This is a genomic window from Acinetobacter sp. YH01024 (assembly GCF_013420195.1).
Classification (GTDB): Bacteria; Pseudomonadota; Gammaproteobacteria; order Pseudomonadales; family Moraxellaceae; genus Acinetobacter; species Acinetobacter amyesii.
This window is the reverse complement of record NZ_VOYQ01000039.1, coordinates 19,456-32,834: the sequence shown is the minus strand read 5'-3', so window position 1 is coordinate 32,834 and position 13,379 is coordinate 19,456. Positions and strand designations below refer to the sequence as shown.

General features: G+C 39.3%; 11 protein-coding genes. 1 reads left to right on the top strand and 10 read right to left on the bottom strand.

Annotated features, from left to right (window positions below; translation table 11 throughout):
* The first annotated feature begins 307 nt into the window (after positions 1-307).
* The gene (locus tag FTT88_RS13700) at positions 308-1,498 is read left to right on the top strand and encodes a PilT/PilU family type 4a pilus ATPase (RefSeq protein WP_180174018.1); all 1,191 of its coding nucleotides are present in this window, start codon (positions 308-310) and stop codon (positions 1,496-1,498) included.
* Between the two features lie 97 nt (positions 1,499-1,595).
* Here FTT88_RS13700 and gcvH read toward each other — a convergent pair whose 3' ends face one another.
* The 10 genes from gcvH to FTT88_RS13650 form a co-directional block, all read right to left on the bottom strand.
* Positions 1,596-1,970 carry a glycine cleavage system protein GcvH gene (gene gcvH / locus FTT88_RS13695; protein WP_078193810.1) on the bottom strand — a complete coding sequence of 125 codons (375 nt, stop codon included), beginning with the start codon at positions 1,968-1,970 and terminating at the stop codon, positions 1,596-1,598.
* A gap of 72 nt (positions 1,971-2,042) precedes the next feature.
* On the bottom strand, positions 2,043-3,071 hold the full coding sequence (locus tag FTT88_RS13690; protein ID WP_180174017.1) for an AraC family transcriptional regulator: 1,029 nt from the start codon (positions 3,069-3,071) through the stop codon (positions 2,043-2,045).
* A 149-nt stretch (positions 3,072-3,220) separates the two neighbouring features.
* Positions 3,221-3,670 carry a MaoC family dehydratase gene (locus FTT88_RS13685; RefSeq protein ID WP_180054813.1) on the bottom strand — a complete coding sequence of 150 codons (450 nt, stop codon included), beginning with the start codon at positions 3,668-3,670 and terminating at the stop codon, positions 3,221-3,223.
* A complete protein-coding gene (locus FTT88_RS13680) occupies positions 3,648-5,522 on the bottom strand; it encodes an ABC transporter ATP-binding protein (protein ID WP_180027120.1) in 1,875 nt (624 codons plus the stop codon). Before FTT88_RS13680 ends, FTT88_RS13685 begins: the two co-directional genes overlap by 23 nt.
* A 98-nt stretch (positions 5,523-5,620) precedes the next feature.
* Complete coding sequence (locus FTT88_RS13675; protein ID WP_257233079.1) at positions 5,621-6,901, bottom strand: GGDEF domain-containing protein; 1,281 nt, start codon at positions 6,899-6,901, stop codon at positions 5,621-5,623.
* Between the two features lie 314 nt (positions 6,902-7,215).
* Positions 7,216-8,472 carry a mechanosensitive ion channel family protein gene (locus FTT88_RS13670; protein ID WP_373685445.1) on the bottom strand — a complete coding sequence of 419 codons (1,257 nt, stop codon included), beginning with the start codon at positions 8,470-8,472 and terminating at the stop codon, positions 7,216-7,218.
* 241 nt (positions 8,473-8,713) lie between these two features.
* Entirely contained in the window at positions 8,714-9,250 is a 537-nt protein-coding gene (locus tag FTT88_RS13665; RefSeq protein WP_168377529.1) for a DUF2058 domain-containing protein, read from the bottom strand.
* 12 nt (positions 9,251-9,262) lie between these two features.
* Entirely contained in the window at positions 9,263-9,937 is a 675-nt protein-coding gene (locus FTT88_RS13660; protein ID WP_180174016.1) for a YoaK family protein, read from the bottom strand.
* Between the two features lie 34 nt (positions 9,938-9,971).
* The gene (sstT, locus tag FTT88_RS13655; protein WP_180174015.1) at positions 9,972-11,165 is read right to left on the bottom strand and encodes a serine/threonine transporter SstT; all 1,194 of its coding nucleotides are present in this window, start codon (positions 11,163-11,165) and stop codon (positions 9,972-9,974) included.
* A 204-nt stretch (positions 11,166-11,369) separates the two neighbouring features.
* Positions 11,370-13,106 (bottom strand): SulP family inorganic anion transporter, encoded by a 1,737-nt coding sequence (locus tag FTT88_RS13650; protein ID WP_180054807.1) that lies wholly within the window; start codon positions 13,104-13,106, stop codon positions 11,370-11,372.
* Positions 13,107-13,379 lie beyond the last annotated feature (273 nt).

The window sequence follows — 13,379 nt, the reverse complement described above, 5'->3', positions numbered from 1 at the left end:
TTCGCAAGAGATGCGATGGATGTCTGATGATTTGTAGTCATAAATTTTAGTCCCCACTTGTTTCTAAGTGGGGACTAAATTAAGGCTTATAGGATGAATTCAGAAGGTGTGTTCAGCGGACGCTTACTGCTTACTTCAATATAAAAATTGAAATATGGCCTATATTTTAAAATATATACTGATAATTCAGTATTTTATGTTTGAGTGAATCACACTTTTTATGCACAATAATATCTAAGCCCAATACAGCGCCTGAAATAATGACAATCTGTGCTTGGGTGTTTGAAATTTTATATTGGGCAAGTTGATGTACACTGCTGAATTGCTGGAAGAAGCACGCCGTTTTATGTTCCACATGTTAACCAAAGTGGTTGAATATGGGGGTTCTGATTTATTTATTACGGCAGATTTTCCACCAAGTATTAAACATCAAGGCATGATGAAACCCTTTGGGCAGCAAGAACTTGATGCTGAGAAAACAAAGCTTTTCGCCTATAGTTTGATGAATGAGAAGCAGCGCAAAGAGTTTGAAACAGAACTAGAATGTAACTTTGCGATTAGTGTGCCAAACGTTTCGCGTTTTCGTGTCAATGTATTTCAGCAACAGTTATATGTGGGTATGGTCATTCGTACCATTACGGCAGAAATTCCAAATTTTGAAAAGCTTAAATTACCGGCTTCGCTTAAGCACGTGATTATGGAAAAACGTGGTTTAGTTTTAGTGGTTGGAGGTACAGGTTCAGGAAAATCAACCTCTTTAGCGGCGCTGATTGATTATCGAAATGAAAACAGCGCAGGGCATATCATCACTGTTGAAGACCCAGTGGAATATGTGCATAAGCATAAAAAATCAATGATTACGCATCGTGAAGTCGGTGTAGACAGTCATTCGTGGCATAACGCTTTAAAAAATACCTTGCGACAAGCACCAGACGTGATTTTAATTGGTGAAATTCGTGACACCGAGACTATGGAACATGCAATTGCCTTTGCTGAAACAGGACATTTATGTTTAGGTACGCTACATTCAAATAACGCCAATCAAACCCTAGATCGAATCATTAACTTCTTCCCAGAAGAGCGAAGAAATCAATTGCTTATGGATTTATCGAGCAATATGAAAGCGATTGTTTCTCAGCGATTAATCCGGACTGAAGATGGTAAAGGACGCCGTGCAGCCGTTGAAATTATGTTAAATACGCCGCTCATTTCAGATTTGATTTTGAAAGGTGAGTTTCATGAACTAAAAGCGATCATGGCAAAATCTCGTGAACTTGGGATGCAAACTTTCGACCAAGCTTTATTTGATTTATATAATGACGGCGCTATTTCTTATGAAGAAGCTTTAAGAAATGCCGATTCAACTAATGAATTACGTTTGCAAATTAAACTTAAAAGTTCACGTGCAAATGGTACTTCAGCGGCTGCGCAATCTTTTAGTATGGTTGAAGAAAAGAAAGAAGAACCTGAAAGTACCGAAGCTTCGGAAGAAATATAAGCTGCATATTCATGCAAATGTTATATAAGCCAATTCAGCCATCATATTGAAATAAAAAAATCAGCCTGAGGGCTGATTTTTTAGATATTATAAATATTTACAGACCAGCTTCGTATTGTTCGCTGGTCAATAAAGCATCTACATCAGCCATATTGTCTGGTTTAATTTTATAAATCCAACCTTTGCTATAAGGTGCATCATTTACAAAATCAGGATCATCTTCAAGGTCCGGATTGACTTCAACAACCACACCAGAAACTGGAGCATGAATATCAGAAGCGGTTTTTACCGACTCAACCACACCCGCTTGTTCGCCAGCAGTGATATGTTGACCCACATCTGGTGCTTCAACATAAACTAAATCACCCAATGCGTCTTGTGCATGATCAGAAATGCCTGTAACAACAAGGTCACCTTCAATTCGCACCCATTCATGTGTACTTGCGTACTTTAAATCTGAAGGATGATTCATTGATAACTCCTTAAATCCATTAAATTCATTTTTGGCATGAGTTATACATGCTTTTTAAGTAAAACAAAAGACTTATAAGTACGGATCTTTACGCCAATTGCTTGGGCTACGACCACTCCAGCGTTTAAATGCACGGCTAAAATTGGCAACATCGCTATAGCCCAATTCATCAGCAATTTGCTCTAAGGTAAAGTCAGTCCGTGACAGGAGCGATGTGGCATGACGGTAACGAACTTCGTCGACTAACGTTGAAAATGAGGTACCTTCAGCAGCAAGTTGGCGTTTTAAAGTTCGATCGGACATGTGTAGCCGTTCAGCAACACTTTCGATACTTAAATAGTGCTGTTCGGAGTTGGTTAAAATATCACGAACGCGCATGGCAATACGGTGACGTTCGCCCAAAGCGGAAAGTTCAGCTTCACATTGATTAATCACGATTTGACTGGCAATTGGGTCAGCATGGACCAATTTATTGGTTAAATATTGCTTATCAAAACTGAGTAAAAGATGTGGCTGATCAAATCTAAATTGGTGCCGTGGATATTTGGCAATAAACCGCTCAAAACCTTCAGGTTGAGGGAAATCAAAATCAATTTCACCAGCAGAATAATCCACACCGGTAATTGCTTTGCCCATGCTGATCATGCCAAAAATTAAGGCAATCGAAATCTCAGTACGTAAAGGCTCAATCGTAACGTCTGTTTGTAGTTGAACAGTCGCTTTGGTTCCAAAAGTCGAGAAAAAAAGCTGTAAAAAGGGCATGCGTAGCTGAATAAAACGGTTTGCCAAGACTAAGGCATCGGTTATGTCCTTCGCCGTCATGATGGCATAGCCAATAAAACCATGAATCGAGATGCGCATTTGGTTGCCCAAATGAAAACCTAAAGTGGGCTCACCGGTTAATCGTAGTGCGTGCTCTACCAATTGATTGGCGATGGGTGTTGGAATACGGAAATCTGGTTCAGCCAATTGTTCGCTGTTTAATCCGAATGGACTAAATAATGTTTCTGCAGTGTAGCCCCATCGAGAGACCACATCTAAAAGGAGCAATCCATACACTCCGGGAATACCCTGATCCTGACGGGAATTAATTGTTTTCATAGCGTTCCGTTGCAATGCGGGTTTTTCTTCTGTTCAAGGTTATATTGGCATGATTCCGTGTTGTATCCCACAAAAATTGTTGGACAAACTGACTAGGCTCAACTATTTATAGCGGCCTACCTTAGCGTTGTAAAGTAGGCCGTTAAGGATTAATTCGGTTTAAAATCTTTGGAAAAGACCACAATTTTGGTCGTAGACATATAAAGAACGTCATTGTGCTGATTAAGCGCTTGCGTAACATAGGTCACAATGCCGCGGTCTGTCTTACTTTTCGACGGAGTAATTGCAGATATTTCAACTTCTACACGAATTTTATCTCCCGGACGTGTTGGGCATGGCCAACGCAGACTTGACTCAGAGCCAATTAAGCCATAAGCCACAGGGAAACATTCAGTCCATAAGCGCATCGTTACAGCAGCGGTATGCCAACCACTTGCCGCTAATCCTTGAAAGATCGGGTGCTGTTGGGCTTTGACTTCATCTGTATGAAATTCCTGAGGATCATAAGCGTTGGCAAATTGCTTGATTTCTTCAACAGTCATTTCATATTCACGACTGCTAAAGTGATCACCAACTTTAAGGTCTTCCAGATACAGCATTTTCATCTTCCTTTGATTCTACTTTATGTTGTTCTATTAAAAATCCACCGGTTTGACGCTGCCACAAGTGTGCATAAATACCATTCAAAGCAACAAGCTCTTCGTGGGTGCCTTGCTCAGCAATACGTCCTTGATCCAAGACAATCAAGCGATCCATTTGCGCAATGGTTGACAGTCGATGCGCAATGGCAATCACAGTTTTGCCTTGCATCAAATCATCTAAACTCGATTGAATCGCGGCTTCGACTTCTGAATCGAGCGCACTTGTGGCTTCATCTAAAATTAAAATCGGTGCGTCTTTTAAAAATACCCGAGCAATCGCAATACGTTGACGCTGACCGCCAGATAATTTTACGCCACGTTCACCGACAAATGCGTCATAACCACGTTGACCACGTAAGTCGATCAATTGAGGAATGAATTCATCAGCTTTCGCTTTACGCACTGCATCATACATTTCTTCATCTGTTGCATTCGGGCGACCATATTTAATATTTTCTTCGACCGTACGATGCAATAACGAGGTGTCTTGAGTCACCAAAGCAATATTTTTTCTTAAGCTATCTTGGGTAATATCTTCTATATTTTGGCCATCAATCGAAATACGACCATGGTTGATATCATAAAAGTGGAGTAAAAGTTGAATTAGTGTTGATTTTCCGGCACCCGAACGCCCGACAATACCAATTTTTTCACCTGGTCGAATAGTTAAATTAAATTGATCGATGACATTTTTATCATTATAAGCAAAACTGACGTCCTCAAATTTAATTTCGCCTTGCGGTACTTTTAAGTCGGTTGCATCAGCTTTGTCTTGAATATGAATTGGGCGGCCCATGGTTTTCATCCCATCTTGAATGGTCCCGACATTTTCAAATAGGGCAGATGTTTGCCACATCATAAACTCGGAAATACTACTGAGTTTTAAAATCATGGCGGTCGCTGCTGCAATGACCCCAAGCTCAGCTTGACCATCCATCCAGAGCCAAACGGCTGTTCCAAGTACGCCACCATATAAAACAATGATCAGCAAATTCGTCGCGATGTTGTATTTTGCAGCAAGTCGCATTTGCTTATACACCGTCACCATAAATTCTTTCATTGAGGCTTTGGCATATTGGCTTTCACGGCCTGCATGGGCAAACAATTTCACCGTTTGAATATTGGTGTAGGCATCGGTGACACGACCAGTCATTACTGCGCGTGCATTGGCTTGTTCATTTGAAATTTTGCTTAATTTGGGGATGAAATAGCATGCAGAACCAATAAATAAAGCCAGCCAAAGTAATAATGGAACAATCAACAGTGGCGATATAGCACCTAAAATCACGGTGATCGAAATCAGGTAAATGAAGACATAGGCCAACATGTCACCAAGAATAATCCAAAACTCACGTACAGCCAGTGAAGTTTGCATGACTTTGGCAGATAAACGACCTGCAAAGTCGTTGTGGAAGAAATCTAAACTTTGTTTCAGTAATAAGTTATGAAATCTCCAACGTAGGCGCATTGGAAAGGTACTGTATAAAATCTGATGTTTAATAATAGTTTGAAGGCAAGAAAAGAAGATATTTGCCAATAAAATAAAGCTTAAAATGGTCAGATTGGTCTGGTGCTGCTGTAAAAAGGTTTCAGGTTGAGACTTACTGATCCAATTGACTAATTCACCAATTTTGGCATAAAGCAGTGCTTCAAAACTCGCTACACCAGCTGTACAGAATACCAATAACAAGAGGTATTTTTTTACACCCGTTGCAGCTTGCCATACAAAGGGGAAAAATTTTGTTGGCAATGGTTTATTCAAGTCCTGTTCAGGATAAGCGTCAACTAAGTTTTCAAACCATTTAAGCATGCAGATAACCTGAGAATTTTACTGTAATTAATCTTTCTTTCTTCCGCTCTGAGTGTAATGGATTCGCTGGTTTTTCTCCATTTTGATTTGTTTATTTATTAAAAAGCTTGGCTGCAAAAATTCATAAAATTAAAATGTACAACCCGATTACGACCTTGGCGTTTTGCTTCATATAAAGCAATATCGGCTTGTTTAATTAACTGATCGAGTTTGGCGTGGTCAGGGTCAATTTTGGAAACACCAATGGAGATCGAAAATTTCACCAATTGACCATCCATATGAAACTGATGTTGCTCCATTTTATGTCTTAACCGTTCAGCAATTTTTAATGCATCTTCTGGGACGGTAAAAGGCAAAAGTACAATAAATTCTTCACCCCCGAAACGCGCCAACATATCGTAAAACCGCATTTCTTTACGCGCAATTTCAGCAATTTGGCATAGCACTTGGTCGCCGACATCATGTCCGTATTGATCATTAATCGCTTTAAAATGATCGACATCAAAAATCAAAAGACTGGTACAGACCGTCATTGGGGTTTCTTGGATTTTTTTATTGGCAGCATGTACAAATTGGCGACGATTGCTTAACTGGGTTAATTCATCCGTATGGGCAATTTTGCGCAGGGTATGAAAGTTCCAGTCATCTAGCAGCGCTCTTAGAAACGTTTTACGAGAGTTGAGCGTAGAGTTCCAGCAGATATACATACTGAACAGCAGCACAGGAACGTACACCAATAAAAATATTGTAAAATCACCAAAATCATTAATGCGCCATGCGCCAAAAAGGATCGCTGCCGTGATCATGGCTGAGGTCATAATCGAAGGGCGAAAATGCACATGAATACTTAAATTACCCAATACGATCAAAATAATGGCGGCATATTGATAGCTATGAACCAGTTCATTTTTCGACTGAAGTAATATCTCAAACCAGAGGATTGCAGAAAGGCAAGTCGCTAGTGGTAATATTAAATCGAGCAATTTAATCTGTTTGATATATTTAAACAGAACATAGTTCAGGCTAAATGCACCAATAATAGCAATGATACGAATCGCACCTGAAAGCATTTCTACGTCTGGCAGCACATAGCGATCTGCCCAAAAATAGATTAAAAATGCCAATTGAGCGAAATAGTTGACCTGCTTTAAATAGTCTTTCTGGTTGTAGTACAAAAATTTGTAATAAGCATTTTTAAACTGTGCCGGGATACGTGCAATCGGGTCGGATAAAGCACGCTCAATACGGACACGATTCTCTAAGTCACATGCTTCTGCCTGTATGAGCGTATGTTTGGCAGAAGTGCGATTCATCGATTCTATGAGTAATTGTGATTCGTTTTTAACTGATTTCTGAGAAGGTTGATTGGGGCCTTCCATGATCAAGTTCCTATTTTAGAAGCGTTTTTATGCAACTGTTAACAAATAGTATCTAAAAATGTCTACATTTGTATAGTATTTGTTCTGATTTTTTAATTATATTTAGTTGTTTCTGATGAATTATATTTTTAAGGAATCGAGCGATTAGCGCATTTATCTGATTCGCTTTTATTCCTTATATCGCGAGATCTAAAGTAATTGCGGAAGTAGAGGGGGGTAACCGATAGCCCCATGTATATTCAAAAGCCATTGTGACTTTTTAAATTTGCAGAATTTCTTCTTTGAATATACATGGGGAGAGGAAAGTTTAGCTCTTAGCTTTTATCGGCATTTGGTTGAACGAGGGCTTTAAAATCGGCACTAGAAGGGGCTTGATAGATTTTAAGACCAAACTCAGGTGTGATTGCAATCAGATGGTCAAAGATATCAGATTGAATCGCTTCATAATCTTTCCATGCAATTGTTTTACTAAAAGCATAAATCTCTAAAGGTATGCCTTCACTCGTGGGTTGTAACTGACGCACCAAAATCGTTTGGTGTTGGGCAATGCCTGAATGCTGTTGTAAGTAGAATTCTACATAGGCACGAAAGGTCCCAAGATTGGTTAAACGGCGCTGATTATATTGCGACTGATTTGAAAGTTGCTGATTAAACTGAGCAAGCTCTTCATGCTTATGGTCAAGATATTGATCTAATAATAAAAATTCTTTGAGTTTGTTTTGCTCATCCTGAGTCATGAAATGAATAGAGCTTTGATCGATATAAAGCGAGCGTTTGATACGGCGCACACCAGACTGTGCCATACCACGCCAGTTTTTAAAGGTGTCAGTCACCAGTTTATTGGTTGGAATCGTGGTAAAGGTCTTATCAAAGTTCTGCACGGTAATGGTATGTAATGACATATCAATGACATCGCCATCCGCATTAAGCGAAGGCATCTCAATCCAGTCACCAATTCGCACCATGTCATAAGAAGAAATTTGTACCGAAGCAACCAGTGATAAAATGGTGTTCTGAAAAACCAACATGAGCACGGCCGCCATAGCACCAAAGCCAGCAAGTAATGTAAATACATCTTTTTTCAGGAAAGTACCCAAGATCATTAGGCCACACACCAAAAAAATGATCAATTTGACCAACTGCAAATAGCCTTTAATTGGTTTGTTTCTAGATTTTGGATTACGTTGATAAATCAGATTAAAAATATTCAGTAATTCAGAAATGGCCAAAGCAATGGTCAGGAAGATAAAGGCCTGACAAGCCATTTGCACGATTGAGATGAACTTCACAGATAAATGCGGGACTGTGGTTATACCATTTAAGATCACAATTGCTGGAACAATGTTGGCAAAGCGTTTTATCACACTATGTTCTGACAAAATTTGACTGTGGCTAAAGGCCATTTTAGACACGAGCTTACGAATACCACGCACCACAATTTGCTTGGCGATAAAATTTGCAATAATGGCAAAAACAATAATGAGACTGAGCGAAGTCAGCATTTCTAGCCAAGGGTATTGATCTGACCAATCTTGAATATTTTTAATGAACTGAATTTTTTCCAAAATCATCCTACTCTTATTGATGTAAATGCAAGGGTTAATGATCAAACTATTGTAATTATGATGATTATATAAGCAATTTTATACTCGTAAACTTTACGGAGTTACGACATGTATAGTCCATAATGTTACTTATTGGGTGCTAAGAAATGATTTTTTGAAGGTATAACCTAATTGATGAACTAAAATAAATAAATGTTGAGCTAAAAAAAGCCCCCTAATTAGAAGCTTCATTAGCGATATGAAATGCTTACCACATTAAATCATCAGGAATTACATAAGCTGCATATGGATCTTCTTCATCCGTGGTTTGCTCATTCACTTCAGAATTATTCACAATAATAAAGCCTTCCATTTTCGCATTAATACGGTCGGCTAATTCTTTTGGTAAAAAAGCATAGTTGCTATTTTCACGTGCAATAACAAGACTACCCGCAACAAGGGCATTATAAATTTGCTGATTGATATAAAGCTTTTTGATCTTGGCATCATCGATAAATTGATAGGTCGATTCGCCATCGGTATCACGAATTTTATGCTGATTAATCATTTGCATGATGGCAGCTTTTAATTCTTTTTCTTGCAAAACGGCTTTACGATCTTGCTCTAAAGCATGATCTTTGGCCATTTTCTGCTGCTGATCTTGCTCAATTTTCGCCTTGATTTCAGCATCTTTACTTTCACCAGTACGTTTTTCATGTACGGCTTGTTTAGACAATTTTTTTGCCTTTTTATTATCGACCAGACCTGCTTTAAGCAGTTGCGCCTGTAATGCATTTTTAACCATAGTACGTTCCAACTAATCGTGTATATGTCGATAATGAAAATAGATGATCCAATATACTGCGCTCATAACTACACTGAGTGCGGCAGGAATTAGGAATGCGTTTAATTTTAAATAAGGATAAAGCCAACTGGCAAGTATGCCACCGACGATAAATCCCGCTAAAATTAATAAATGTAAGACCACACGTTTAGACTCAACCGAAAGTCCACGAGCTTTATAACCCAAAGCCAAACCTAAGTCCGTCAAAACACCAGAGAGGTGTGTGGTACGAATAATGGTGCCTTTATAGTGGCTGACCATTGCATTTTGTACACCCATCGCCACGCATGCCCAAAGCAAAGCATAACGTGGAAAATAGGGTAATAGCAGCCAACACAGGACAATAAAAAAAGCCACCAAGCTTAATGGGACGCCATAACGTCGGGTTAAGCTAAAGTGACTATTTCCAAGAATAAGCCCACTATAAAATGAGCCAATCACATAACAGAGCAAGACTAAAATCAAATAAATAATCGTAGCTGGCTGCCATGCAATGAAGGCCATGGCTAACATACTGACATTACCCGTCATGTGAGATACCGACTGGTGCAAGATCGTCACCAGCCCGAGTACATTAATCATTCCTGCATTCATTGCGAGAAAAAAAGCACCCAGTTGTATCCACAGCGGTAAAGTCTGAAAAGGCATGGCCTCGCCTTAAAAAGTATCCAATATCAGGATATTATCTTAAACCACGGTCTACTGCAGTTGTAAATAATACGTCAGTCGAAGAGTTTAAAGCTGTTTCAGTTGAATCTTGAAGTACACTAATGACCATACCAATGGCAACAACTTGCATCGCGATATCGCTTGAAATACCAAACAGGCCACAAGCCACTGGAATAAGTAGCAATGAACCACCAGCAACACCTGAAGCACCACATGCAGAAACGGTAGCAACGACTGATAAAATCAACATGGTGCTGAAATCAACAGAAATGCCCAAAGTATGAACTGCTGCTAGAGTGAGGACTGTAATTGTGACTGATGCACCTGCCATATTGACAGTTGCACCTAAAGGAATTGCTACACTTGCAGTTGATTCGGGGACACCAAGACGCTTTGCAAGGTCAAGGTTTACAGGAATGTTTGCAGCTGAACTACGTGTAAAGAATGCAGTGATACCACTTTCACGTAGACATTGGAAAACCAATGGGAACGGGTTTGAGCGAGTCATAAATGCCACCATTAGTGGGTTAATGACCAAAGCTACAAAGAACATGGTACCGAGTAATACCGCAAGTAAGTGCGCATAACTAACAAGCGTTTTTAGACCTGAGTCGGCAAATGTAACAGCAACCAAACCGAAGATACCAATAGGTGCAAAGTTAATCACTAAACGGATCACTTTATTCACTGCATCAGCAGCGTCAGATAAAAAGACTTTGGTGTTCTCTGATGCATGACGAAATGCAATACCTAAGGTAACAGCCCAAGCCAAAATACCAATGAAATTTGCTTCAGAAATTGCTGTAACAGGGTTTGCGACAAAACTTAATAATAAGTTTTTCAATATTTCAGCAAGACTGCCTGGCGGCACAAGGTTTTCTGCAGCAACATCAAGAATTAATGTACTAGGGAATAAAAGGCTTGCTACTACTGAACTTAAAGCAGCAAGGAACATACCAATAGCGTACATCAACATAATCGGTTTAATGTAAGAATTACTGCTACCCACTTTGAAATTTGCAATGGATGACAGTACAAGTACAAAGACCAGTATCGGTGCTACGGATTTCAATGCCTTAATGAATAAATCACCAAGCAAACTTAAATAGGGTGCAACGCCCGGAGCCACAACAGCAACCAATACACCTAAAATAATGGCGATAATAATTCGGGTTACTAAACTCAAGCGTGTAAATGCTGAAAACATAGGAGAGCCTTGTCAGAATTACAATGACAAAATGATGAAAATTAGTGCTGTATTTTATACGAAAATATAGAATGCTTATAAAATAATTTTATTTAAAAATAAATCTTTGTTTTTTATAATCTATTTTTGTGTATTAAAATGTAAGCCTTTCAAAACTCACTGTTTATCAAATTTGGTTTGATTAAACAGTGAGCGAATACACCTTTAAATTTGGTATTCAGAACTGGCTGTAGCAAGCTCTGTCATGGCTTGATAATGGGTGAGAAAAATTTGACCACTCAAATGAGTGAGTAATTTTGAGTGCTGCAATTTATCCATGACAGGACCTTTGACTTCAGAAAAATGCAGTCGAATATCTAATTTTGATAATTCAGCATTTAACTCTTCCAACATTTCTAAGGCACTTAAGTCAATTGAACTGACGCTTGAGCAATTGATAACAACATGCTCTAGGTCAATATTTTGACTGACTTCATTGATCAGGAAACCTTTAAGCGTATTGGCATTTAAAAACGAGATATTTTCATCTATACGGAGCGAGAGTATATGTGGTGCGGTATAGACATGATGACGCTGTACATTGCGGAAGTGCTGTGTGCCTTCGACTAGACCGATCACCGCAATGTGTGGACGACTGATGCGCCATAACAACAGAATAAAAGTAGAAATGATGCCAATAATGAGACCTGTAGAAATATCGATACACACCACACCGAAAAAGGTCACCCACATCGCAATCCCGTCAGCTTTTGAATAACGCCATGTATCCACAAAAGGTTTAAAGTCGACTAATTTCCAAATGGAAACAATAATTGTGGCCGCCAAGATCACTAAAGGTAAGTCTTGGAAAAAACCAGTGAAGTAGAGACTGACAACGATAATCAGCAATGACGACAACACACCTGCCATCGGTGTTTTTGCACCTGCATCTGCATTAACAACTGTACGCGATAAGCTACCCGTCACAGGAAAGGCAGAGCTAACACCTGCGCTTAGATTGGCTAAACCTAAAGCGATCAACTCTTGGTTACTATTGAGTTGGCTGCGTTGTTGTAAGGCAGTAGCTTGAGCAATAGAAAGTGACTCAACAAAACTGATCATGGCAATCATTGTTGCACCGGGCAGTAAGGTTTGTACCAGTTCCCAGTTCCAATGTGGAAAGCTTAAGGGTGGAAAACCTGAAGGAATTTCACCGACGGTTTTAATGCCGACATTTTGCAGGTCAAATAACATCACCGATGCAATCGAGATCACCACGAGTATCAGTGGCAGTGCTTTACTTAGAAAGGCTGTAGAGCCGAATCGGGATTGAATCGATTGAGTGGCCAATATTTTCGGCACATAGATTAAAAACAGTATGGCCAGCACACCAAAGATGAGTGAAGCAAAGTGAGTCAAACTCAGGTATTCCCACAAACTTAAAACAAACTCAGGGATGTTATTGGCTTTAAGCGGGACATCGACGAGAAACTTAAACTGACCCAGTGCAATGAGCAGTGCCGAAGCAATAATGAAGCTTTTAATGACAGGATGACTGATCAACTGAATTAAAAAACCGAAACGGAATACACCCAAAAGTAGAGAAATCAGCCCGACCATTAAGGCCAAAAGTGTCGCTGCTTCAATATAAACAGGCGAACCAACTTCAAATAGCGGATTGAGCGTGGCGAAGGTCATCATCGAAATGATTGCCACAGGGCCTATCGATAAAGTTGAGCTTCCACCAATGAGGGCGTAGACAATCATCGGTAAAATACTGGCATATAAACCCATGATTGGAGGTAAACCTGCCAGCATGGAATACGCCATACCTTGAGGGACCAACATGGCAATCACGATCAGCGAAGCAAGTACATCAGATTTAAATTTCACGGGGCTGTAGTGCTGTAACCACTGCCAAGCAGGAAATTTCTGTAAGAAATGAGGTTTTAAATCTGACATAAACTTATCTAAATCACAATTTCATATATATTATGCACAAAAAGTGCTAAGAAGTCTTGTACAATAAATTTTGACCGTTCAATATCGCTGCTTATTTACGGGATATGTAAGAAACCATCATTTTAAATGAATTAATGAAAAGTATGAGCTGATTTAAAGCTTTGGATATTCGAAATAGATATAGATATTGAAATTTTGAAGAAGTATTGCGGGTAAATTGAGGTATTGAATTGCTGCCCATTGCGATAATTCATCTATAGTGGTGCAAGAACA

Coding starts and splice junctions, on each gene's coding strand:
- FTT88_RS13700 (WP_180174018.1), top strand. CDS start 308: ATGTACACTGCTGAATTGCTGGAAGAAGCACGCCGTTTTATGTTCCAC.
- gcvH (WP_078193810.1), bottom strand. CDS start 1,970: ATGAATCATCCTTCAGATTTAAAGTACGCAAGTACACATGAATGGGTG.
- FTT88_RS13690 (WP_180174017.1), bottom strand. CDS start 3,071: ATGAAAACAATTAATTCCCGTCAGGATCAGGGTATTCCCGGAGTGTAT.
- FTT88_RS13685 (WP_180054813.1), bottom strand. CDS start 3,670: ATGCTGTATCTGGAAGACCTTAAAGTTGGTGATCACTTTAGCAGTCGT.
- FTT88_RS13680 (WP_180027120.1), bottom strand. CDS start 5,522: ATGCTTAAATGGTTTGAAAACTTAGTTGACGCTTATCCTGAACAGGAC.
- FTT88_RS13675 (WP_257233079.1), bottom strand. CDS start 6,901: ATGGAAGGCCCCAATCAACCTTCTCAGAAATCAGTTAAAAACGAATCA.
- FTT88_RS13670 (WP_373685445.1), bottom strand. CDS start 8,472: ATGATTTTGGAAAAAATTCAGTTCATTAAAAATATTCAAGATTGGTCA.
- FTT88_RS13665 (WP_168377529.1), bottom strand. CDS start 9,250: ATGGTTAAAAATGCATTACAGGCGCAACTGCTTAAAGCAGGTCTGGTC.
- FTT88_RS13660 (WP_180174016.1), bottom strand. CDS start 9,937: ATGCCTTTTCAGACTTTACCGCTGTGGATACAACTGGGTGCTTTTTTT.
- sstT (WP_180174015.1), bottom strand. CDS start 11,165: ATGTTTTCAGCATTTACACGCTTGAGTTTAGTAACCCGAATTATTATC.
- FTT88_RS13650 (WP_180054807.1), bottom strand. CDS start 13,106: ATGTCAGATTTAAAACCTCATTTCTTACAGAAATTTCCTGCTTGGCAG.